Here is a 22,415-nt window from a genome sequence, read left to right on the forward strand (position 1 = left end):
TAGCAACCCCCGAAACAGAAAGTCCCGAATACCCATGCCTGGAAGAATTCTTGATGTTGCAGTCGGTGTCCTGGTACGCCAGGACGGATGCGTACTCCTGGACCAGCGCCCCGCAGACAAAAGCTGGGCCGGCTGGTGGGAATTGCCCGGCGGCAAAATAGAAGCCGGTGAAACCGTCTTGCAGGCGCTGGCCCGGGAGCTCCAGGAAGAACTGGGCATCAAGGTAACCCGCTCCTATCCGTGGGTCACCTACATACACGAGTATCCCCATGCCACGGTGCGGCTCTCGTTCTGCCGCGTCGAGCACTGGGAGGGCGAACCGCGCCCCGAGGAGCGCCAGACGCTGGGATGGTTCACGCCGCGCGATGCGCTCGAACTGCCGCAGCTGCTGCCCGCCGCCTACCCGCCGCTGCGCTGGCTGCAATTGCCCGATACCTACGGCGTCACCGCCATCGGTGGCACGGACAACCTGACAGGCTACCTGCAGCGCCTGGAGCGCGCGCTGGCGCGCGGCCTGCAACTGGTGCAATTCCGTGAGCCCGGCTGGGCCAACGGCGGCCCGGCCGACACCAGCGCGCTGGCCGCGCTGCAGGCCGTACGCGAACGCTGCCACGCTGCCGGGGCGCGTGTCCTGGTCAACAGCGTGCATCCGCAGGAATGGTGGCAACAGGCCGACGGCGTGCACCTGCGCGCCGCCGATGCTCGCGCCACGGTCACCCGCCCGGCCTTGCGCCCCTACAACCTGCTGGGCGTTTCCGCCCACGACAGCGTGGGCCTGGCGCATGCGCGCCGCCTGCAGGCCGACTTTGCCGTGCTGGGCCCGGTACTGCCCACCGCCAGCCACCCCGACAGCCCGGTGCTCGAATGGGAAGGCTTCACGCGCCAGCTGGCCGATGCCGGCCTGCCGGTCTATGCCATAGGCGGCCAATCCCCCGACACCCTGGAAACTGCGCACCATCACGGCGCCCATGGCATCGCCGGCATCAGCGCCATCATTCCTTCCTGAACCTCACACCGATTACGCAGCCCAGCCATGAGCCTGCCGCGCCCGACCCGCAACCGCCCGCTCCGGTTCCTGCTGCTTATCCTCATCCTGGGCGTGGCAGGCGCCTTGCTCTGGCGCTACGTCATTGCACCGCCCGCCCCGCCGTCCACGGCTTTTTCCACCTGGAACCTGCCAGCGCCGGTGCGGCTGGCCCCGACACGCCAGGAAGCCCTGAGCGAATGGATACGCGCCATCGGCACCGTCACGCCGCTCAACACCGTCACGGTACGCAGCCGCGTCGATGGTGAACTGATAGAAGTCGCCTTCCGTGAAGGCCAGCACGTCGAACAGGGCGAGCTGCTGGCACGCATAGACCCCGAACCCTACCGCATCGCCCTCTCCGAGGCCGAAGGCCAGTTGCAACAGAACACGGCGCAGCTGCGCAACGCCGAGTTGAAGCTGCAGCGCTACCAGACGCTCTTCAAGCAGGACTCCATCGCCCGCCAGGAGCTCGATAGCCAGCAGGCCCTGGCGCAACAATACAAGGGCACGATCCGTATCGACCAGGCGCGCGTGGACAACGCCAGGCTGCAGCTGTCCTACACCACCATTACGGCCCCCATTTCCGGCCGTATCGGCCTGCGCCAGGTGGATGCCGGGAACATGATCCGCGCCGGCGACAGTACCGGCCTGGCCGTAATCACCCAGGTCAAGCCGATTTCCGTACTCTTCTCCATCCCGGAAAACCGCCTGCCGGCGCTGCTGGAAGCCATGCGCGGCGGCACGACGCTGGCAGTGGAAGCCTGGGACCGCAACGACCAGACCCTGCTGGCCCGAGGCACACTGGGCACGCTGGACAACCGCATAGATACCGCCACGGGCACCCTCAAGCTGCGCGCTGATTTCCCGAACACCGACGAAACCCTGTTTCCCAACCAGTTCGTCAACGTACGCCTGCGCCTGGCCACCCTGCCCGATGCGCTCACCATCCCCGCAGACGCTGTGCAATATGGCGCACGCGGCCCGTATGTCTACCTGGTCGATGCCGAGCACAAGGCCTTCATCCGGCAGGTGAAGCTGGGCATTGCCGACGAAGGCCGCATCGCCGTGCTGGACGGGCTGGCGGCTGGCGACCAGGTCGTGCTCGAAGGGCTGGACCGCCTGCGCGAAGGCCGTGAAGTGCGCGTGGTGGACGACACCGGCGGCACGGTCGGCACACCGGCCACGCCGCCCGCAGGAACCCAGCGACCAGGCCCGCGCCGGTAAGGCCCATGAACCTGTCATCGCCATTCATCCAGCGGCCCGTCGCGACCACGCTGTTGATGATCGCCATGCTGCTCTCGGGCCTGATGGCCTGGCGCCTGCTGCCCGTAGCCGCCCTGCCGCAGGTGGACTACCCTATCATCCAGGTCTTCACCTATTATCCCGGCGCCGGCCCCGACATCACCACCAGCGCCATCACTGCGCCGCTGGAACGCCGCCTGGGACAGATTCCCGGCCTGCAGCAGATGTCATCGGCCAGCGGCAGCGGCGCCTCGGTCATCACCCTCAAGTTCTCGCTGGACCTGGACATGAGCGTGGCCGAACAGGAAGTCCAGGCCGCCCTGAGCGCGGCCGGCAACCTGCTGCCGCGCGACCTGCCTGCTCCGCCCGTCTACCGCAAGGTCAATCCGGCGGATACCCCCATCCTGACATTGGCCGTCACATCGTCCACCATGCCCCTGCCGGATCTCTACGATCTGGTCGATACCCGCATGGCGCAGCAACTGTCGCAGATCAATGGCGTCGGCATGGTCAGCCTGGCCGGCGGCCAGCGGCCAGCCATACGGGTACAGGTCAACCCCGCCGCGCTGGCCTCTTATGGCCTGGACATGGAGGCCGTGCGCAGCGCCATCGCCGCAGCCAACGCCAACCAGCCCAAGGGCCGCTTCGACGGCCCCATGCGCACGGTAATGATGAGCGCCAACGACCAGATGCGCAGCCCAGAGGACTACCGCGCACTGATTCTGACCTGGCAAGACGGCGCACCCTTGCGGCTGGGCGACGTGGCGGAAATCGTTTCGGGCCCGGAAGACAGCCGCCTGGCGGCCTGGTCAGGCGAACTGCCTGCGGTACTGCTCAATATCCAGCGCCAGCCGGGCGCCAATGTCATTGAAGTCGTTGACCGTATCCAGGCGCTACTGCCGCAGCTCACCGCCAGCCTGCCGGCCAGCGTGGATGTCACCGTCCTGACCGACCGCACCCAGAATATCCGTGCCGCCGTACGCCATGTCCTGCAGGAACTGCTACTGGCCATCGTCCTGGTGGTGCTGGTGACGCTGCTGTTCCTGCGCAATGCCGCTGCCACGCTGATTCCCAGCCTGGCCGTGCCGCTCTCGCTCATCGGAACCTTCGGCGTCATCTACCTGGCCGGTTTCTCCATCAATACCCTGACGCTCATGGCGCTGACCATCGCCACGGGCTTCGTGGTTGATGATGCCATCGTCATGCTGGAAAACATCGCTCGCCATCGCGAACAGGGGGCCTCGCCGATGCAGGCGGCACTAAAAGGCGCCAGCCAGATCGGCTTCACGCTGGTGTCGCTGACCGTCTCGCTGATCGCCGTGCTGATCCCGCTGCTCTTTATGCAGGGCGTCGTCGGCCGCCTGTTCCATGAATTCGCCATTACCCTGGCCATTGCAATCTTCATTTCCCTGCTGGTGTCGCTGACGCTCACGCCCATGATGTGCGCTCGCATGCTGCCTGAACCGACCGGCTCCCACGCGGATGAAGGCAACGACTGGCTGTCCGGCCTGATCCGGCGTTACGGCGCCGCCCTGGACTGGGTACTGCGCCACCAGACGGCAACGCTGCTGTTCACCCTGGGCACCATGGTCGCCACGGTGGCCCTCTACCTCTGGACCCCCAAAGGCTTCTTCCCGGTACAGGATAGCGGCGCCGTCCTGGCAATCACCGAAGCACCGCAAACGGTTTCCTTCGCCAGCATGGCGCAGCGCCAGCAAGACCTGGCGAAATCGCTGCTGCAGGACCCGGACGTCGACAGCCTGTCTTCCTTCATCGGTGTCGACGGGACCAACAACACGCTCAACAGCGGCCGCATCCAGATCAACCTCAAGCCCTACGGCGAGCGTGAGGGCAGCCTGCAGGACACCCTGGCGCGCCTGGCGCGATATGCCGACGAAGTGGAAGGCATACAGGTATGGTTCCAGCCCGTGCAGGAACTGACCATAGATGACCGCATCAGCCGTACCCAGTACCAGATGACGCTGACTTCCCCCAGCCTGGATGAGCTGGAAGAATGGGCGCCTCGCCTGATCGACCGATTGCGCGACATGCCGCAACTGGCCGATGTCTCGGCCGATCTGCAGAACGACGGCCTGCAGGCATACATCGACATAGACCGCGACGCTGCCGCTCGCCTGGGCATCACCATCAGCGCCATTGATGCTGCGCTTTACGATGCCTATGCGCAACGCCAGGTCAGCACCCTGTTCACCCAGAACAACCAGTACCGCATCGTGCTGGGCGTGCTGCCCGATTTCGCCCGGACGCCCGCCGACCTGGGCCGGCTGTATGTCGCCAGCGCCAACGGCACGCCCGTGCCCCTGGCCAGCATCGCCCGTATCAGCGAGCGCCGCGCCCCCGTGCTGATTTCCCACGTGGGCCAGTTTCCCGCCACCACGGTGTCATTCAACCTGGCGCCCGGCGCATCGCTGGGCGCGGCCGTCGCGGGCATCGAACTGGCGCAGCGGGAAATCGGCCTGCCGGCATCCGTGGACGCGCGCTTTGCCGGTGCCGCAGAAGCCTTCTCCGAATCGCTCGCCAATACGCTCTGGCTGATCCTGGCGGCCGTAGTCACGATGTACATCGTGCTCGGCATCCTCTACGAAAGCGCGATCCACCCCATCACCATCCTGTCCACCCTGCCATCGGCAGCGGTAGGCGCGCTGCTGGCCTTGCTGCTGACCGGCGGCGAACTGGACCTGATCGCGATCATCGGCATCATCCTGTTGATCGGCCTGGTGAAAAAGAACGGCATCATGATGATTGATTTCGCGCTCGATGCCGAACGCAGCGGCGGACTGACGCCGTTGCAGGCCATACGCAGCGCCGCACTGCAACGTTTCCGCCCCATCCTGATGACCACGCTGGCCGCCCTGTTCGGTGCCGTACCGCTGATGTTCGCCAGCGGCGCCGGCGCGGAGCTGCGCCAGCCCCTGGGCGTCGTGATGGTGGGCGGGCTGATGGTCAGCCAACTGCTCACCATCTTCACCACACCGGTTATCTATCTCTTTTTCGACCGCCTGACCGCCAGCCGGCAACGGCCACCCGCCATCGCCCCCGATGACACCCCGGGCAATCCGCCGGACGGAGGCCGGCAGGCGTGAACCTGGCGCGTCCCTTCGTCCAACGGCCCATTGCCAGCATCCTGATCGCGCTGGCCATTCTGCTGCTGGGCCTGCTGGCAGGCCGCCTGATGCCCGTCGCGCCCCTGCCCGCCGTGGATTTCCCGGCCATCATGGTGCGCGCCTCGCTGCCAGGTGCAGACCCGGAAAGCATGGCTGCCACGGTCGCCGCACCGCTGGAACGCGCCTTCGGCAGCATTTCCGGCGTCAGCAGCATGACATCCCGCAGCGAACAGGGCGGCGCCAACATCCTGCTGCAGTTCGACCTGTCGCGCAACATCAACGATGCCGCCCGCGACGTGCAGGCGGCCATCAATACCGCGCAAGGCGAGCTGCCGGCAGGCATGCCGCAACTACCCAGCTACTTCAAGATCAACCCGTCCCAGGCGCCCATCCTGGTGCTGGCGCTCAGTTCACCCAACCTGTCGCCCGGGCAGCTCTATGACGTTGCCGCCACTGTGCTGGCGCAGAAGATTGCCCAGATCCAGGGCGTCAGCGAAGTCTCCGTCGATGGCGCCGCCCTGCCCGCCATCCGCGTGCAGCTGAACCCCCAGGCCCTGGCGCACAGCGGCATTTCGCTCGACGAAGTACGCCAGGCGCTGGCCGATGCCAACCCGCTGCAGCCACGCGGCATCATCGAAAACGACAAGCTGCGCTGGCAGGTGCAAAGTGCCGACCAGCAAAAGAAGGCCGCCGAATACCAGGACCTGGTCATACGCTACCAGGATGGCGCAGCCGTCCGCCTGGCGGATATCGCCACCGTCACGGACTCAGTGGAAGACCGCTACACCAGCGGCTTTCACAATCACAATCCCGCCGTGATCCTGATGGTCAGCCGCCAGCCGGGCGCAAATATCGTCGCCACCATCGCAGACATCCGTGCACAGTTGCCGGCCTTGCAGGCGCTGATTCCCGCCGACGCCACCCTGACGGTCGTGGCCGACCGCTCGCCCGGCATCCATGCCACGCTGCGCGAGGCTGGCCTGACGCTGCTCATCGCATCCGCCCTGGTGGTAGTCGTCATCCTGGGCTTCCTGGGCAACTGGCGCGCGGCGCTGATCCCCAGCCTCGCCATACCGATATCGCTGGTCGGTGCGCTGGCCATCATTTATCTGTATGGGTTCTCTCTCAACAACCTGTCCGTCATGGCGCTGATCGTCGCCGCCGGGCTGGTCGTGGATGACGCCATCGTCGTCATGGAAAACATTCAGCGCCATATCGAACGCGGCATGGCGCCCTTGCCGGCGGCCATTCGTGGCGCCGGGGAAATGGGCTTCACGCTGCTGGCCATGAACCTGGCCCTGATCATGGTCTTCGTCGCAATTCTGGCGATGGGAGGCATGATAGAACGCTTCTTTCGCGAGTTTTCCATCACGCTGGCCGCCGCCGTGCTGGTGTCGCTATTCCTGTCCCTGAGCCTGACGCCCAGCCTTTGCGCACGGCTGTTGCCCGGGCAGCCTGCACCCGGCAATCGCCCGCGCCAGGCTGCCTGGCACGAACGCATGTTCGCCGTCGTACGGCGCGGCTATGGCGCCAGCCTGCGCTGGAGCCTGCGGCGCCAGCCGCTCGCCCTGCTGGCCTTGGCCGGTGCCATGGCACTGACCGTGTTCCTGTTCGCTGCGGCGCCCAAGGGCTTCCTGCCGCAACAGGACACCGGCCAGTTGCAGGGTTTCATCCGTGGCGACGACGGCGCTTCATTCAATGTCATGCAGCCCAAGATCGAGCAATACCGCCAATTGCTGGTCAACGACCCGGCCATTTCAGATGTCATCGGCGTCAGCGGCGGCGGCACCGGCGTCAGCAACGGCCATCTGCTGGTGCGGCTCAAGCCCTTGGGCGAACGGACGGAAACGGCCAATGACATCGTCAACCGGCTGCGCACGCAACAACCTGTCATTCCCTCCGGCATGCTGTTCCTGGCAGTCGACCAGGACATCAACCTGCCCCGCTCCATGGGCAGCTCCGGCGACTACGAACTGACCTTGCTGTCGGGCGACCTGGAACTGCTGCGCGCCTGGGCGCCCAAGGTACGCACCGCCCTCATGGATACGCCGGAACTGGTGGACATATCGCCCAGCAACAGCGACCGCACCCAGCAGATCAACCTGGAAATCGACCGGGAAGCGGCGCGCCAGCTAGGCGTGGACATGAGTACCATCACCTCCACGCTCAGCAACGCCTTCAGCCAGCGTCAGGTGGCGACGCTCTACAGCCCGCTCAACCAGTACCGCATTGTCATGGAACTGGACCCGCGCTACACCGGCAGGCCGGAAACCCTGGAACAACTGCATGTCCTGGCCCGTGACGGCCAGCGCGTGCCGCTTAGCGCCTTTTCCTCCTACGGCTACAGCATGGAACGCGACCGTGTAGCCCACGACGGGCCCTTCGCCGCCGAGAACATCAGTTTCTCGGTTGCCGAAGGCGTCTCGCTGGATGCCGCCATGGCCGCCATAGACCGTACCCTGGGCGAAATCATGCTGCCCAACGGCGTGCATGCCCGCATCGGCGGCAATGCCGGCATCTTCCAGAGCAGTATGGACACGCAACCCATGCTGCTGCTGGGCGTGCTGGTCGCCGTGTACCTGGTGCTGGGCATTCTCTATGAAAGCGCACTGCACCCGCTCACCATTCTTTCAACCCTGCCCTCGGCCGGGCTGGGCGCTTTCCTGGCGCTGCGCGCCACCCATACCGAATTCACGCTGATCGCCCTGCTGGGGCTGTTCCTGCTGATAGGCATGGTCATGAAAAATGCCATCCTGATGGTGGATTTCGCGCTGGTTGCGCAACGCCGTGGCGTTGCCGCCGCCCCAGCCATCTACACGGCGGCCTGCCAGCGCCTGCGCCCCATCCTGATGACCAATATGGCCGGCCTGCTGGGCGCACTGCCACTGGCGCTGGGTTCCGGCGACGGCGCGGAAATGCGTCAGCCGCTGGGCATTGCCATCGTGGGCGGCCTGGCCATCAGCCAACTGGTCACGCTCTACACCACGCCTGCCATCTACCTGCTGATGGACCGCTGCAAGCGCCGCCGCAGCCGCCGTAACGAGCACGCCACGGCAGGCGTGCCACGGCGCTGATATGATGTGTGCGCCTATCCTGCACCCGCTTTCCTAGCCATCCTATGCCTCAACGCTCCTGCGCCCACGGTTTCCATGCCCTGCCCCACGCCGCCCTGCCTGCTGCCCGCCGCAGCAAGGCCTGGGCGCCCATGCTGACGGCACTGCTGGTCTTGGCCGGTTGTGCCAGCGGCCCCGACTACCAGCGCCCGGCCGCGCTCGAAGACATGCCGGCCAGCTTCCGCCAGATGGACGGCTGGCGCACGGCCACGCCTGGGCAGGCACTGACCGACACAGCCTGGTGGCAACGCTACCAGGACCCGGTCCTGACGGAACTGCTGACACGCATAGATGGGCACAACCAGAACCTGCTGCAGGCAGAGGCCAGGTTGCGCCAGGCCGAAGCACTGATCGGCCGCGCCCGGGCTGCCGGTATGCCGACGGCAGGCGCCAACGCCGGTTACACGCGCTCGACCGGGGGCACCAACAACTACAGCACCGGTCTGAACATTTCCTGGCTGCCCGACATCTGGGGCCGTGTCCAGCGCGACACGGAAGCCGCCCAGGCGGCCGCGCAAGCCAGCGCGGCCGATGTCGCCGCCGTGCGCCTGGGCCTGCAATCGAATCTTGCCCAGGCCTATTTCCGCCTGATCACCTTGGACCGCCAGGCCGAGTTGCTGGCAGCCACCGAGCAGGCCTATATCCGCGCTGCCGAACTGACCCGCAACCAATATGAAGCCGGCATCAGTGCCCGCGCCGACGTCGTACTGGCGGAAACCCAGCTGGAACAGGTACGCGCGCAGCGCTACAACATTGCCTGGCAACGCGCCCAGAACGAACATGCCATCGCCGTGCTGGCCGGTGCTGCGCCTTCGGCATTGCAACTGGCGGAACAGCAAACCCTGCCGGCCCTGCCGCCACTGCCGCAGGCGCTGCCAGCCAGCCTTCTGGAACGTCGCCCGGATATCGCCATGGCCGAACGCAACATGGCCGCCGCCAATGCCCGTATCGGCGTGGCGGCCAGCGCCTGGTTCCCCGACCTCACCTTGAATACCTCGGGCGGCTTCCAGCACAACAGCCTGAATCACTGGCTGACGGCCCCCAGCCGCGTCTGGTCGCTAGGCCCGGCGCTGGCCCTGACGATCTTCGACGGCGGCGCCCGCCAGGCCACGCTGGAACACGCCGAAGCAGCCTACGATGAACAGGTGGCGCGCTACCGCCAGACGGTGCTTGAGGCCCTGCGAGAAACCGAAGACGCCCTTGCCGCCCTGCGCACCCGTGCGCAGGAAATCGAAAGGCAAGAGAAAGTCGTGGCGCTGGCCGAGGAAAACCTCAGGCTGGTCATGAACCGCTACCAGGCGGGCATCGTCACCTACCTGGAAGTCACGACCGCTCAAACCACGGAATTGAATGCACGCAACACGCTGTTTGCGCTGCAGGGCGAGCAACTGGCTGCCAGTGTGCAATTGATCGCCGCACTGGGTGGAGGCTGGTCGGATGCGGCACTGGCGGATACCCCGGCAGCGACGAAAGACAGCGCGCCTGCAGACCAGCAAGGCGCCGATGCCCCGGCCGCGTCAACCGCCACGCTGCCGTCCCGGACTGATACAGGCGCCTAGTCCGGCGCAAACTGGCTCATACCCCCTGGCACAGCGCCAGTTCGAAATCCACGTCGCGCTGCAACTGCTGCGGCCGCAGGCGCCCTTCCTGTGTGGAAAAGCGCACCCAGATCATGTGTTTATTGGCACTGATATCCGGGAACGTGCCATCGCTGCTGTCCACCCAGATGCGCAGGAGATGGCCAGCCTTGCCGTGCAGCATCTGGCGGTAGGCACCCGCATGCGCCACTTCGCGCTGGATTTCCCCCCCCCGGCGCAGCAGGTCGAGAAGCAGGTCCAGGGCTTCGCGCATAACAGAAAACGGCGCAATCCACTGCTGCAGGTCGTCGCAACGCGCCGCTTCATCCTTGGATTGCCAGGCATGATAGGACGGCATATCGACATGAGTCGTGCCCCCCAGCACGGCCATGCGGCCGCGCAGGCTGGCCAGCCATTCGTTTTCACGCAGCAGCTGGCTGGCGCGAGGCTGGCGGAACAACTGCCCTGCCACGCGCTCCAGCGCGGCCAGGGTGTCATCCAGCACCTCGGGTTCCACATCGGGATGTTCGCGCAGGTTCATCAGCGCCTGGCGCTGGCGTTCGATATCCTGCAACAGGCCGCCCTTCAGGTCGGTGCGCTCGGTCGCTTCGATCAGTTCGAACAGCGCGCCCATGGCCTGCTGGTGCATCCGTGAATCACCTGGCTGGGCAAAATAGAACAGACGGTCGAACAGGGACTCCAGCCGCAAAAACGCGCGGATGCGTTCATTGAATGGGTATTCGTATAAAGTCACTCGCCTCGACACCCCTGTTGTTCGTGCCGGCGGCGCCGGCATGGTTCAACCCTTGCAGCCCTAAGCATAAGCCAACGCGCGCTATCTTCGGAAACTCGTCCCAAAAAGCGGGATTTTCTACCAGAAGATGTGCCTGGCCGGACTATCCGGCTGACGGGCCGCCCAATGGCGTTCCGGCGGCCCATTGCGCGTGCGCCAGGCGCACGCGTTGCAGCAGTTCGGCCTCGGAGGTTGCACCATCGTTCACGATGACGTCGTGCGCTGCCGCCAGGCGCTCTGCCCGCGAAGCCTGCGCATCCATGATACGCCTGATGGTTTCGGCCGTCAGCCCGCTGCGCGACTGCACTCGCGCGACCTGGGTATCCGGGTCGCAATCCACGACGCAGATGCGGTCCACGCGCTCGCGCCAATCGCCCGACTCCACCAGCAACGGCACCACCGCCACCCGGTAAGGCCCCTGGGCCAGCGCCAACTGTCGTTGTGTTTCCGCCCGGATCAAGGGGTGCAGGATGGCCTCGAGTTCGCGCCGCACGCCGGGGTCCGCGAACACCCGCGCTCGCATCCAGTCGCGGTCCATTGCCCCATCGGGGCGTTCCACCGCCGCGCCGAAGACCGAGCGCAGCAAGGGCATGGCCGCCCCGCCAGCCGCCGTCAATTCATGCGCGACCGCATCGGTATCCACCACCCCGGCGCCCCATTGGGCCAACCAGGATGCCACCCGGCTTTTGCCCGAGCCAATACCGCCGGTCAGCCCCAGCGTCAGGATGCCCGACCCGGCCTGCGACGGCGCCCATACTCGTGCGGCCCCCGCCTGGTTGCCGTTCCGTCCGGCGGATTGATCATCGCGATTCATGGTGCTCCCATCCACAACATGACTGCCACGCCCGCCCAGGCCAGGTGAATGCCGAAGGGCTGCGCCGTACGCATGCCGGCGCGCCGCACGGCCACCAGCCACAGGCCATATGCCAGGCCGGATACCGCAGCGATCAGGATGAGCTGCGGCAATGCCGCCAACCCCACCCAGGCGCCCAGGGCCGCCAGCAGTTTGAAGTCGCCATGGCCCATGCCTTCCCGGCCGGTGGCCAGGCGAAAGCCGTGAAACAGCAGCCACAGGCACAGGTAGCCTGCCACGGCGCCCAGCACCACCTGCGGCAATGGCACCCAAGCCGATGCCAGATTGAACAGCAGCCCGGCCCACAGCAAGGGCAGGGTCAGGCTATCAGGCAGCAGCATCTCTCGGGCATCTATGACGGCGAGCAGCAGCAGGACCCAGCAGCAGGCCAGTACCGCCAAGCCGCCCCATGTCAGGCCGAAACGCCAGGCGCAAAGACCCGCCAGCGCCACGGCAGCAAGCCACAGCAGCCTGCAGACGGCGCGTGACGGCAGCGGCACGGCAGCCAGCGGCGGCATCTGCCGCGCCTCCGTATCGTCCGTCACGCCTGGGCAGGCCTGGGGCATGTTTTCTTCCCGGGTGTCCTGCGCGGCTTGCTCGCTCAGCCAGTCCTGCGCCATCCAGGCCCATTCGCACTGCATGCGCCATGGCAGCCAGACGGCCAGCCGCATCAGCAGCGGCGCAATGGCCAGCCCCGCCGCCAAAGGCAGCAGCCATGCGGCCCAAACAGGTAGATTCCAGGTTTCCCACATGGTTTGGGATGATAACAGTGCATCCCCGCTGCCGAATGCGTAGAATTGTCACTTGAGACCTTCCTGTTTTGCCCTTGCGGCACGCGCCAGGCGCTATCCTCCGGCAAGCAGGAGCCAGCAGTCAGACCTTGAGCTTTCCACTACTGCCTACCATGCGAACCTCGCCCCTGCCCCCTCGGCCCGCCCGCCGGGCCCTGACGCCGCTTGCCACCCTGCTTGGCGCTGCCTTGCTGTTGTCGGCATGCGCCAGCAGCCCCGACGGCGCCTATTCCTCCCAGGCTGAAAACAGCGCGACCGATGCGCGCAACCAGTATCAGGATTTCCGGGGCCGCGAAGCCGTGCGGGCGCCCAGCCAGCTGCAGATTTCGCTGCCAGACCGCAACAATGCGCGCAAGAACACCAATGCAGCCGAGGCGGAAGTGGTCGCCCAGGCGCAGGTACCTGACACCGAAGCCCCCCCCGATGTACGCGCCGCCAGCGGCGACGGCCCGGCAGTGCTGCCCGAACCGGCCTACGAAGGCTCGCCCTGGCTGCGCGACACGCAAACCTACCTCGGTACCGTGCCTTGCTTTACTGGCGACGAATCCTGCCGCGCACAGCGCGTCACGCTAACCCTGTCGCCCAATGGCCGCTGGCGCAGCCGCACGATTACCATCGACCCGCCATCCAATCCGCCTGACAGCTTCACTGACCAGGGCTGCTGGCGCGTCTCCGGCGATAACCGTGAACGCATCACGCTCTACAACACCGACCGCACCCAATCCATCGCCAGCTTCAGTTTCAGCCACGGCAATGCCCTGATTTTGCGGCAGTTGCATGAACAAGGCAGCCGCCTGACCTATCGTCTGTCGCGTCAGCCCGAAATCGACCCGATCAGTGAATTGGGCCAGGCCGCCCCGAACTGCCACGTAGCACCCTGAGCAACACGGAAAACGGCTGCTTCGGTACTGCAACTGCCCGGGCCTACCCGCCCGGGCTGTCCTCCTGAGCCGCTTGCGCCACGCCTTTCCCCGCTGTTTCCCCCGACCACGCACGTCGCCCGTTACCAGCCAGCCTGCCGCGCTGGCGATGTGCGCCAGTCCCCACCCAGCCTTATCCACACGGTTTCATGTTCACCTTGCTCGCCACGGAAAAACGCGCACTTGCCGGCCTCTCAGGTATGTTCGCCATCCGCATGCTTGGGCTTTTCCTCGCCCTGCCCGTCCTGAGCCTCTACGCCGGCGACCTGCCCGGCGCCACGCCGGCACTGATAGGCATCGCCCTGGGCGTCTACGGCATTACCCAGGCGGTACTGCAAATTCCTTTCGGACTGCTGTCCGACCGCTACGGCCGCAAGTTCATGATTGCCATCGGGCTGGTCCTGTTCCTGGCAGGCAGTGTGATCGCCGCGCAGGCGGAAACCATGACCGGCCTGATCCTTGGACGCGCGCTACAAGGCGCAGGCGCGGTGTCCGGGGTGATCCTGGCGCTGCTGGCTGACCTGACCCGAGAATCCGTACGTACCCCCGCCATGGCCCTGGTCGGCCTGTCCGTCGCACTTTCCTTCGGCGTGGCCATGACGGTATCCCCCATCATTGCCGCCAGCCACGGCCTGTCTGGCGTATTCTGGTTCACGGCGGCGCTGGCCCTGCTGAGCCTGCTGGCCTTGTGGCGCATCGTCCCGGATGCGCCGCAGGCCGTGCGCCACCGCGACGTTTCCATGGATTTCGGTATGCTGGGCAGCACGCTGGCGCGTCCCGACCTGCTGCGCCTGAACCTGTCGGTATTCGTCCTGCACTTCACCCTGATGGCCGTGTTCATGGGCGTACCCACCCTGCTGGAGCAAAGCGGCACGCCCGCTGCCCGTCACGGCTGGATCTACCTGCTGGTCATCACCCTGTCCGTCCTGGCGCTCATTCCGCTGATGACGCTGGCCGAACGGCGCAATAAGGTGCGCGCCATCCTCTTGCTGGCCATCGCCCTGACTACGCTGAGCACCGCCGCCATGGGGCAGTTCCGCAGCCATTACGGCGTCATCGCGCTGCTCTGGAGCTTCTTCATCGGCTTCAACCTGCTGGAGGCCATGCTGCCCTCGCTGCTGAGCAAGCTGGCACCCGCAGGCACCAAGGGCACGGCCATGGGCGCCTATTCGACCTGCCAGTTCCTGGGCACCTCGCTGGGCGCCATGCTGGGCGGCCGGCTGGCTCAAAGTTATGGCCTGGAGGCCATCTTCCTCATGACGGCGGGGCTGGGTGTGCTGTGGTGGCTGCTGATGCTGGGGATGAAGGAGCCGCCACGCGTTTCCGCCGCCACGCTGCGCCTGAGCCGCCCGCTGGCTGAGACAGACATCCCGGCCTTGCAGGCCAGGCTGCAGGCCGTCGCCGGTGTGCGCGAAGTCATGCTGGCGCCCGGTGAAAGCGTGGCATATCTCAAGACCGAGCGCGGCCAGTTCCAGCGTACCGAGGCCAGCGCCGCCCTGGGTGAACTTGCCGGGGAATAAACTGACGAATCAGCTGGACGCCAGGAATTTCCCGGTGTCCGCTCGGCTCCCTGAAGAGTTGAATGAAAAAACGCTGCGAACCTTGTGGTTCGCAGCGTTTTTTGTATCCTGCTGCGGGTACGGACGTACCCGGCGCAATTCTGCCATGGGGAAATCGAAGGGATGAGCACGCCATCACCCTCCGGTAGCACACGGCAGGCGCTATCTTGGCCTACAGCGGCTGGTAATCCACCGCCAGCGCCACGCACAGCACGACGACAATGATGATGGATATCCAGAACACACGGCGCGCCCAGGCATTGATGTCCTTGGTACGCCAGCCCTGCAGGCTGACCCATAGCCAGTAGAACGACATGCCGCCCACTGCCACGGTATAAATCCAGCCCACGTAGCCTGCCAGCGGCAGCGTGAACACGGACAGCAGGAACAGGATGACGAAACCGACAATGTGCCGTCTGGCGGCATCCACGCCCAGCTTGACGGGCAGCACCGGCACGCCGGCAATACGGTAATCCGCATGGCGGAAGATACCGATGGCGTAGGAGTGCGGTACCTGCCAGAGGCAGAAGATGAGCAGCAGCAGCCAGGCGCCAGCATCCAGCTGGCCACGGACAGCCAGGTAGCCAATGACCGGCGGCGCAGCGCCGGAAAAACTGCCGAAGATGGTGGACGACGACCAGCGCCGCTTGGTACAGAGGCTATAGACGCCCACGTACACCACGAAACCCACCAGGGCAAAGATGAAAGCCAGGATGTTTGTCAGGCAATACAGCACTGCCAGACCGGCCACGCCGAGAACCGTGCCATAAGCCAGGCCGGCGGGGCCGGAAATCCGCCCCACCACAAATGCCCGGTTACGCGTGCGCGTCATCCTGGCATCTATGTCCTGGTCTATGTAATTGTTGAACACGCAGCCTGATGCAATGACCAGTGCGACGCCCACCAAGGTGGACAGGAACAAAGCCCAGTCCACCTTTCCCTGCGAGGCCAGCAGGAAACCGCCAGCGACAGAAACCAGATTGCCGTAGATGATCCCGGGCTTCGTGACCTGCAGGTAGTCCTTAAGCATTACACGACTTCGAATCAGCCCGCTTAATACACCATCATGTTGTCATGCACGTGGATCATGATCCAGATGGAGCCAACAACGACGATGAATAGCGTGATGACCGTGTAGATGAAGGCCATCGAGTTCCAGAGCTGCCCGGAAGAAGTGCTCAGGTGCAGGAAGAAAACCACCTGAACCAGCACCTGCAGAATAGCGCACACGCCCAGAACGGCGATCAGTGCGCCGTTACCCAGGATGTGATTGCCTGCCACGCGCTCCATCACCAGCCAGAACGGAATGGCGGTGAAGATGACGGACAGCAGGAAACCGAGCACATACGACTTGGTATTGCCATGGCTGGCGCCGAAGGAATCGACATGATTGTCGTGAGCCATCAGAGCACTCCAAACAGGTAGACAAAGGTAAAGACGCAGACCCAGACGATGTCCAGGAAGTGCCAGAACAGGCTGAAGCAGCTCAGGCGGGTGTAGTTCGTCGCCGTCACACCCTTGGTCTTGACCTGGTGCATCAGAACCAGGATCCAGAGCAGGCCGATGCTCACGTGCAGACCGTGCGTGCCGACCAGCGTGAAGAACGCCGACAGGAACGCGCTGCGGTCCGGACCGTAGCCTTCCGAGATCAGGTGATTGAACTCATAGAGTTCGATCGCCACGAAGCCTGCGCCCAGCAGGAAGGTGACAAACAGCCAGAACACCACGGCGTTTGCAGCCTTCGGGCCGCCTTTGTGGCGGGCCAGCATGGCCAGGCCCGAGCTCAGGCTGCTGACCAGCAGGAATGCCGTATTCAGCAGGATCAGGTTCAGGTTGCCGCTGAAGATTTCCTTGCTGGTGGGGCCATCAGCAAAGCTGCGGCCCAGCACTGCGTAAACGGCGAACAGGCACCCGAAGATGATCAAGTCGGTCATCAGGTAAATCCAGAACCCGAGTACCGTGTTCTCGCCACTGTCGTGGTGCGCATGGTCGTCATGACCGCCATGCGCCGCGTTGTTTTTCAGGACATCAGTAGACATGACTTAGGCCGCCTGCTGTTTCAGTCGTTGATAGTACTCGTTCTCGATGCGCTCGACCTCGGCCGCAGGGACCCAGTAGTCGATGTCGTCATCATAGGAACGCACGATGAAGGTGACGATGCCGCCGACAAAGCCGACGATGGCCATCCACCAGATATGCCACACCAGGCCAAAACCCATCGCCAGCAGGAACAGGCTGATGATCAGGCCCACGCCGGTATTGCGCGGCATGTGGATATCTTCGTACTTGGCAGGACGTTGACGGAAGGTACCTTCTTCCTTGGCCTTGACCACGGGTTCCAGATCATCGACGTACGGCAGCACGGCGAAGTTGTAGAACGGCGGCGGCGAGGAAGTCGCCCATTCCAGGGTACGGCCATCCCAAGGATCGCCGCTCACGTCGGCCAGCTTCTTGCGCTGGAAGACACTGACGATGACCTGGATGAACTGGCACGCGATACCCAGCAGCACGATACCTGCACCGGCGAATGCCACCCACAGGAAGGGCACCCACGGCTCGTAGTTGGTCGTGTTCATGCGGCGCGTCATGCCCATGAAGCCCAGGATGTACAGCGGCATGAAGGCCACGTAGAAGCCGATCAGCCAACCCCAGAATGCGCCCTTGCCCCAGAACTCGTTGAGCTTGAAGCCGGTTGCCTTCGGGAACCAGTAGGCGAAACCTGCGATGTAGCCGAACACCACGCCACCGATGATGGTGTTGTGGAAGTGGGCGATCAGGAACAGACTGTTGTGCACCACGAAGTCGGCTGCGGGCACGGACATCAGCACGCCGGTCATACCGCCGATGGCGAAGGTGATCAGGAAGCCCAGCGTCCACATGATGGGCACCGAGAACCGGATACGGCCGCCGTACATGGTGAAGACCCAGTTGAAGATCTTCACCCCTGTCGGGATTGATATCAGCATCGTCATGATGCCGAAGAACGCGTTGACGTTGGCCCCCGCACCCATGGTGAAGAAGTGGTGGACCCAGACGATGAACGACAGGAAGGCAATTGCCATCGTGGCGTAGACCATCGACTTGTAGCCGAACAGGCGCTTGCCGGAGAACGTGGACACCACTTCGGAGAAGATACCGAAGGCAGGCAGCACCAGGATATAGACCTCGGGGTGACCCCAGATCCAGATCAGGTTCACGTACATCATGGGGTTGCCGCCCATGTCATTCGTGAAGAAGTGCATGCCCAGGTAGCGGTCCAGGGACAGCATGGCCAGGGTGGCGGTCAGAACCGGGAAGGCAGCGACGATCAGAATGCTGGAGCACAGGACGGTCCAGGTGAACACCGGCATCTTCATCATGTCCATGCCGGGCGCGCGCATCTTCAGGATGGTGACGATGAAGTTCACCCCTGTCAGCAAGGTACCCAGGCCTGATATCTGTAGACTCCAGATATAGTAGTCAACCCCGACCCCCGGACTCATCTCGATCCCCGACAGCGGCGGGTAAGCCAGCCAGCCCGTCGTGGCGAATTCACCGATACCCAGGGACACGTTGACCAGCGCCACGCCGACCACGAACAGCCAGAAGCTGAGCGAGTTCAACAGCGGGAAGGCCACGTCGCGCGCACCGATCTGCAGCGGCACGATGATGTTCATCAGGCCGGTCATGAAAGGCATGGCCATGAAGAAGATCATGATCACGCCGTGCGCGGTAAAGATCTGGTCGTAGTGCTCGGGATGCAGGTAGCCTTCGTTGCCACCGGTGGCGACAGCGAGCTGGCTGCGCATCATGATGGCGTCCGCGAAACCGCGAATCAACATCACCAGTGCGACCAGGATGTACATGATGCCGATCTTCTTGTGATCGACAGAGGTGAACCATTCCTTCCACAGCCACTTCCAGCGACCCAGGAAGGTCACCAGAAGCACCAGGGCAACGACACCCGCCGCGGCGCCGGCGGCTGCCGACAGTGCGATGGGATCATGCGGAATGGCGTTGAGCGTAAGTTTTCCGAAAATAGGATCGGTGGGGATCGCATTCGGAGAGATATTTTCTAGCATTGCTGAGTCCTCGCTACCCTACTAGTGCTGGACGGCGGCGCCATGCGCCTGGCCATCATGCTGCGCGCCTTCGACGGCGGCATTCTCGCCCTGACCAGCGGCGGGCTGTTCCGCAGCGCCATGTTCACCGGCGTCGGCGGCATGCTCCACAGCAGCGGGAGCCGGCTCGTCCTGACGCGGTTGGTGATGATGCTGGCGCTGGCTGGTTCCTTCCGTCTTGGCCTTCTCGACCAGGTCAGGATCCATGCGGCCACCCATGTAGGTGTCGAGGATCTGCTGGAACAGGCCGGGCTGGACGGAACCGAAATACTCGGGAGCGTTGTTGCGGCTCTTGACCATCAGCTTGTCATAGCTGGCGTCATTCAGCACGGCGGGCGACTGGCGCACCTTGTTGACCCACTGGTCGAACTCGGCGTCGGACACGGCGTAGGTCTGGAAGCGCATGCCGGAGAAGCCCGCACCACTGTAGTTCGTCGACTGGCCGAAATAGGTACCGGCTTCGTTGGCGATCAGGTGCAGCTGCGTCTGCATGCCAGCCATTGCATAGACCATGCCGCCGAGCTGCGGAATGTTGAAGGCGTTCATTGCCGTGGCCGACGTGATGTCGAAGCGCACGGGACGATCAACCGGGATGGCAATCTCGTTGATCGTGGCAATGTTCTGCTCGGGGTAGATGAACATCCACTTCCAGTCCAGCGACACGACCTGGATGGGCAGCGTCGGCTTGTCGGACTCGATCGGACGATACGGGTCGAGCTTGTGGGAAGTGATGTAAGTAACGTAGGCCAGGAAAGCGATGATCAGACAGGGGATGCCCCAGACCACCACTTCGATCGCGGTCGAGTGCGACCACTTGGGACGGTACTTGGCGTTCTTGTTGGAAGCGCGATACTTCCAGGCGAACAGTACGGTCAGCACCAAGGCGGGGATGACCGCAATCAGCATCAAGCCAAAAGCCTGGTAAATCAGGGCGACCTGCTGCTGTCCGATTTCACCCTTGGAGTTCAGCACCACGGCTTCGCTGCAGGCAGCAAGCACGACAGCAGCTAACGCCACTGAGAAAATACCTAATAGTCTCTGTTTCATTTCACAACCCTGACGGCAGGCCCCTTTCGTTGCATCACTCGACCTATATGGAAACTGTGGCCACCACAAACGAAGTCCAACATAGACCCTATCCGGCCCCTGGACTGCTTACAGCGTGATGCCGCAAGCCAAGGCGGAAAACGCTTTCAGGGCAGGCGCTTCAAAAGTGGCGATGGAGCAAAACCGGCGATGGCGACAACGCTTGCGATCGGCAATAGCAAACGCACCGCGTCACCTTCGCGGCGCCCGCATCATAGCAACAAATCGAAGGTAACTGTACCTCTGCAATGGTTTTCGACGTTATCCCCTACTTAAATTGTGGTTTTTTCTTTACTGTCAGCCACCCTGGGTTAAACACCGGTCTGCCCCTTCGCGGCAAACCGGGGCGCCAAGGACGGCAACCCGGCGGCCGCGGGCCCATAGGCGGGCAGCACGCTGCCGCACAGGCGGCAGCAACATGCTTGCGCCGCCCGGTCATCCGGCGCCGCCAATTGTGGATAAGCCTGTGGATAAAATGACGGGCGCCACGATGCGCCGGCCTGGCCGTAGCTGGCCATCGGGTTCGAAAGCCGCAGGCATGACGATGCGGCATCCGGCTCGGCCAGCATCAAGACCGTGCCTGCACCTGCCCCCGGGCGAGACAACGGCTGCACGCCATACCAGCTGTGCACGAGTTCCACGGCATTGCGCACACCCAGCTTGCTGAAGATGCGGGCCCGGTGCTTTTCCACGGTACGCATGGAAATACCCAGGTCTATCGCCACGACTTTGTTGGAACGTCCCATGGCAATGTACTCCAGCACCTGACGCTCGCGCGCCGTCAGTGCATTGCCTTCCATTTCCCTGCCGTCCCACGCCGCCATGCCTGCCTCCCTGAAAGAGGCTTCATTCTGTACCGCCCCACTGCCCCCGGGAACTGTCAGTTCTGACAGGACGGATTCCCCCCATGCGGCAGCGCAAATGCCGCCGCCGGGCGCATCATGGGGAGACGCCAGGCAACGCTAGCTGGCAGGAATGACAGCGCCGACAGGCTCGACGTGCGTTCAGTAGCCGTCCTGCAGTTCGGCATCCGCCTGGGCGGGCGCGTAGGTCAGCCTGACGTAAATGGGCGCGTAGGGTTCCGCCTGGGTGATTTCCAGCAGCGATTCCCGCGCCAGCTCCAGCATGGCAAGAAAGTGCACGACGATGACGGCAGCCGGCTCGCCCATTTCGATACGTTCGACAAATAGCGCCGTGAACTCCATGAAACGGACGTCGCCCAGGCGCCGCAGGATATGCGTCATGTGCTCGCGCACCGACAGCTGCTCGCGCGTGATCTGGTGACTGGCATTGAGCTGCGCGCGCTTGAGGATATCGGCCCAGGCGGCACGCAGGTCTTCGACACTGACATCCGGCAAGGCCCGGGTCACGCTGATGTCGGGCCAGGCCTGGGCGCGCTGGAAATCCCGCCCCAGCACCGGCAGTTCGGTCAGTTCGCGCGCGGCCAGCTTCATGCGCTCGTACTCCAGCAGCCTGCGCACCAGTTCGGCCCGGGGGTCCTCGACTTCTTCGTCGGTATCCGCCTTGCGCACCGGCAGCAGCATGCGCGACTTGATTTCGATCAGCATGGCGGCCATGAGCAGGTACTCGGCCGCCAGTTCCAGATTCTGCGCCCGTATCTGCTCGATATAAGACAGATACTGGCGCGTGACTTCCGCCATCGGAATGTCCAGCACGTTGAAATTCTGCTTGCGTATCAGGTACAGCAGCAGATCCAGCGGCCCTTCGAAAGCTTCCAGGAACACTTCCAGGGCTTCCGGCGGAATATAGAGGTCCTGGGGAATGGCAAACAGCGGTTCACCGTAGAGCCGGGCCAGCGCCACGTGATCGACGACCTCGGGCGTGGAATCCTGCGATGGATTCATCAGCGCATCGAGCTCTTGCGGCTCCGCCATCGACATCGCCAGGTCAGTCGTTCTGGTAAACGTACGGACGCTGGGGAACGCGGGCCGCACGCAGGCGCTCCTGCAACTCCAGGTCCTGGGGCTTGTCCCACAGGCGGGCACGGCCTTCCAGCTGACGCTCTTCCACGCCCGGATGCTTGTCGCGGTATTGGTGGAGGAACTGGGTGATTTCAGACTCGTAACAGGTTGGCTTGCTCATAGAGGTTCCAGCTTCGGGCAATTCAAGAAAAATCGGCAAACATAGCCATGCAGCCTGCCAGAATACCCCAAGGCATCCAGGCAGGCGCCGCGCGACCATCGACGCGGCGGGAAACCCTGCTGCCTG

The 22,415-nt window shown here is 64.1% G+C and carries 17 protein-coding genes and 1 pseudogene; 7 read left to right on the top strand and 11 right to left on the bottom strand.

The annotated features are described in order from the left end of the window. Positions 1-34: 34 nt before the first annotated feature. The 5 genes from EV679_RS00420 to EV679_RS00440 are packed head-to-tail and all read left to right on the top strand — an operon-like array spanning position 35 to position 10,066. A complete protein-coding gene (locus tag EV679_RS00420; RefSeq protein WP_130486282.1) occupies positions 35-1,006 on the top strand; it encodes a Nudix family hydrolase in 972 nt (323 codons plus the stop codon). A gap of 27 nt (positions 1,007-1,033) precedes the next feature. Beyond that, on the top strand, positions 1,034-2,251 hold the full coding sequence (locus EV679_RS00425; protein WP_130486283.1) for an MdtA/MuxA family multidrug efflux RND transporter periplasmic adaptor subunit: 1,218 nt from the start codon (positions 1,034-1,036) through the stop codon (positions 2,249-2,251). A 5-nt stretch (positions 2,252-2,256) separates the two neighbouring features. Beyond that, positions 2,257-5,373 carry a multidrug efflux RND transporter permease subunit gene (locus EV679_RS00430; RefSeq protein WP_130486284.1) on the top strand — a complete coding sequence of 1,039 codons (3,117 nt, stop codon included), beginning with the start codon at positions 2,257-2,259 and terminating at the stop codon, positions 5,371-5,373. After that, the gene (locus EV679_RS00435) at positions 5,370-8,468 is read left to right on the top strand and encodes an efflux RND transporter permease subunit (RefSeq protein WP_165389916.1); all 3,099 of its coding nucleotides are present in this window, start codon (positions 5,370-5,372) and stop codon (positions 8,466-8,468) included. Before EV679_RS00430 ends, EV679_RS00435 begins: the two co-directional genes overlap by 4 nt. Before the next feature lie 44 nt (positions 8,469-8,512). Beyond that, on the top strand, positions 8,513-10,066 hold the full coding sequence (locus EV679_RS00440) for an efflux transporter outer membrane subunit (RefSeq protein WP_068372808.1): 1,554 nt from the start codon (positions 8,513-8,515) through the stop codon (positions 10,064-10,066). Positions 10,067-10,082: 16 nt separating this feature from the next. On the opposite strand, the gene zapD is transcribed toward EV679_RS00440, so the two are convergent. The 3 genes from zapD to EV679_RS00455 all read right to left on the bottom strand — a co-directional run bounded on the left by zapD (position 10,083) and on the right by EV679_RS00455 (position 12,482). Continuing rightward, positions 10,083-10,838 (bottom strand): cell division protein ZapD, encoded by a 756-nt coding sequence (zapD, locus tag EV679_RS00445; RefSeq protein ID WP_165389917.1) that lies wholly within the window; start codon positions 10,836-10,838, stop codon positions 10,083-10,085. 142 nt (positions 10,839-10,980) lie between these two features. After that, on the bottom strand, positions 10,981-11,604 hold the full coding sequence (gene coaE, locus EV679_RS00450; protein ID WP_130486734.1) for a dephospho-CoA kinase: 624 nt from the start codon (positions 11,602-11,604) through the stop codon (positions 10,981-10,983). An 83-nt stretch (positions 11,605-11,687) separates the two neighbouring features. Then, positions 11,688-12,482, bottom strand: coding sequence for a prepilin peptidase (locus EV679_RS00455; protein WP_130486285.1), 795 nt, complete (start codon positions 12,480-12,482; stop codon positions 11,688-11,690). A 128-nt stretch (positions 12,483-12,610) separates the two neighbouring features. Here EV679_RS00455 and EV679_RS00460 point away from each other — a divergent pair, with 128 nt between their 5' ends. Beyond that, positions 12,611-13,402 (top strand): copper resistance protein NlpE N-terminal domain-containing protein, encoded by a 792-nt coding sequence (locus EV679_RS00460; protein ID WP_127772932.1) that lies wholly within the window; start codon positions 12,611-12,613, stop codon positions 13,400-13,402. 188 nt (positions 13,403-13,590) lie between these two features. Further along, entirely contained in the window at positions 13,591-14,961 is a 1,371-nt protein-coding gene (locus EV679_RS00465; protein ID WP_130486286.1) for an MFS transporter, read from the top strand. A 211-nt stretch (positions 14,962-15,172) separates the two neighbouring features. Here EV679_RS00465 and cyoE read toward each other — a convergent pair whose 3' ends face one another. The 8 genes and pseudogenes from cyoE to EV679_RS00505 form a co-directional block, all read right to left on the bottom strand. Next, entirely contained in the window at positions 15,173-16,030 is an 858-nt protein-coding gene (cyoE, locus tag EV679_RS00470) for a heme o synthase (RefSeq protein WP_068372831.1), read from the bottom strand. A 23-nt stretch (positions 16,031-16,053) separates the two neighbouring features. Continuing rightward, the gene (gene cyoD, locus EV679_RS00475; RefSeq protein WP_068372834.1) at positions 16,054-16,404 is read right to left on the bottom strand and encodes a cytochrome o ubiquinol oxidase subunit IV; all 351 of its coding nucleotides are present in this window, start codon (positions 16,402-16,404) and stop codon (positions 16,054-16,056) included. Further along, on the bottom strand, positions 16,404-17,039 hold the full coding sequence (gene cyoC, locus EV679_RS00480; RefSeq protein WP_068372835.1) for a cytochrome o ubiquinol oxidase subunit III: 636 nt from the start codon (positions 17,037-17,039) through the stop codon (positions 16,404-16,406). The genes cyoD and cyoC overlap by 1 nt, the downstream gene beginning before the upstream one ends. Positions 17,040-17,042: 3 nt before the next feature. Beyond that, on the bottom strand, positions 17,043-19,019 hold the full coding sequence (gene cyoB / locus EV679_RS00485) for a cytochrome o ubiquinol oxidase subunit I (protein WP_068372999.1): 1,977 nt from the start codon (positions 19,017-19,019) through the stop codon (positions 17,043-17,045). Positions 19,020-19,082: 63 nt separating this feature from the next. After that, positions 19,083-20,117 carry a ubiquinol oxidase subunit II gene (gene cyoA / locus EV679_RS00490; protein WP_068372838.1) on the bottom strand — a complete coding sequence of 345 codons (1,035 nt, stop codon included), beginning with the start codon at positions 20,115-20,117 and terminating at the stop codon, positions 19,083-19,085. 701 nt (positions 20,118-20,818) lie between these two features. Further along, positions 20,819-21,010: pseudogene (locus EV679_RS17985) on the bottom strand (response regulator transcription factor); the annotation flags it as partial. A gap of 180 nt (positions 21,011-21,190) precedes the next feature. Then, positions 21,191-22,081 (bottom strand): segregation and condensation protein A, encoded by an 891-nt coding sequence (locus EV679_RS00500; protein WP_308219088.1) that lies wholly within the window; start codon positions 22,079-22,081, stop codon positions 21,191-21,193. Positions 22,082-22,094: 13 nt separating this feature from the next. Continuing rightward, positions 22,095-22,289 (bottom strand): DUF3460 family protein, encoded by a 195-nt coding sequence (locus EV679_RS00505; RefSeq protein WP_068372844.1) that lies wholly within the window; start codon positions 22,287-22,289, stop codon positions 22,095-22,097. Positions 22,290-22,415 lie beyond the last annotated feature (126 nt).

The organism is Kerstersia gyiorum, assembly GCF_004216755.1.
Lineage (GTDB): Bacteria > Pseudomonadota > Gammaproteobacteria > Burkholderiales > Burkholderiaceae_B > Kerstersia > Kerstersia gyiorum.

Coding starts and splice junctions, on each gene's coding strand:
- EV679_RS00420 (WP_130486282.1), top strand. CDS start 35: ATGCCTGGAAGAATTCTTGATGTTGCAGTCGGTGTCCTGGTACGCCAG.
- EV679_RS00425 (WP_130486283.1), top strand. CDS start 1,034: ATGAGCCTGCCGCGCCCGACCCGCAACCGCCCGCTCCGGTTCCTGCTG.
- EV679_RS00430 (WP_130486284.1), top strand. CDS start 2,257: ATGAACCTGTCATCGCCATTCATCCAGCGGCCCGTCGCGACCACGCTG.
- EV679_RS00440 (WP_068372808.1), top strand. CDS start 8,513: ATGCCTCAACGCTCCTGCGCCCACGGTTTCCATGCCCTGCCCCACGCC.
- EV679_RS00455 (WP_130486285.1), bottom strand. CDS start 12,482: ATGTGGGAAACCTGGAATCTACCTGTTTGGGCCGCATGGCTGCTGCCT.
- EV679_RS00465 (WP_130486286.1), top strand. CDS start 13,591: ATGTTCACCTTGCTCGCCACGGAAAAACGCGCACTTGCCGGCCTCTCA.
- cyoE (WP_068372831.1), bottom strand. CDS start 16,030: ATGCTTAAGGACTACCTGCAGGTCACGAAGCCCGGGATCATCTACGGC.
- cyoD (WP_068372834.1), bottom strand. CDS start 16,404: ATGGCTCACGACAATCATGTCGATTCCTTCGGCGCCAGCCATGGCAAT.
- cyoC (WP_068372835.1), bottom strand. CDS start 17,039: ATGTCTACTGATGTCCTGAAAAACAACGCGGCGCATGGCGGTCATGAC.
- EV679_RS00500 (WP_308219088.1), bottom strand. CDS start 22,081: ATGGCGGAGCCGCAAGAGCTCGATGCGCTGATGAATCCATCGCAGGAT.
- EV679_RS00505 (WP_068372844.1), bottom strand. CDS start 22,289: ATGAGCAAGCCAACCTGTTACGAGTCTGAAATCACCCAGTTCCTCCAC.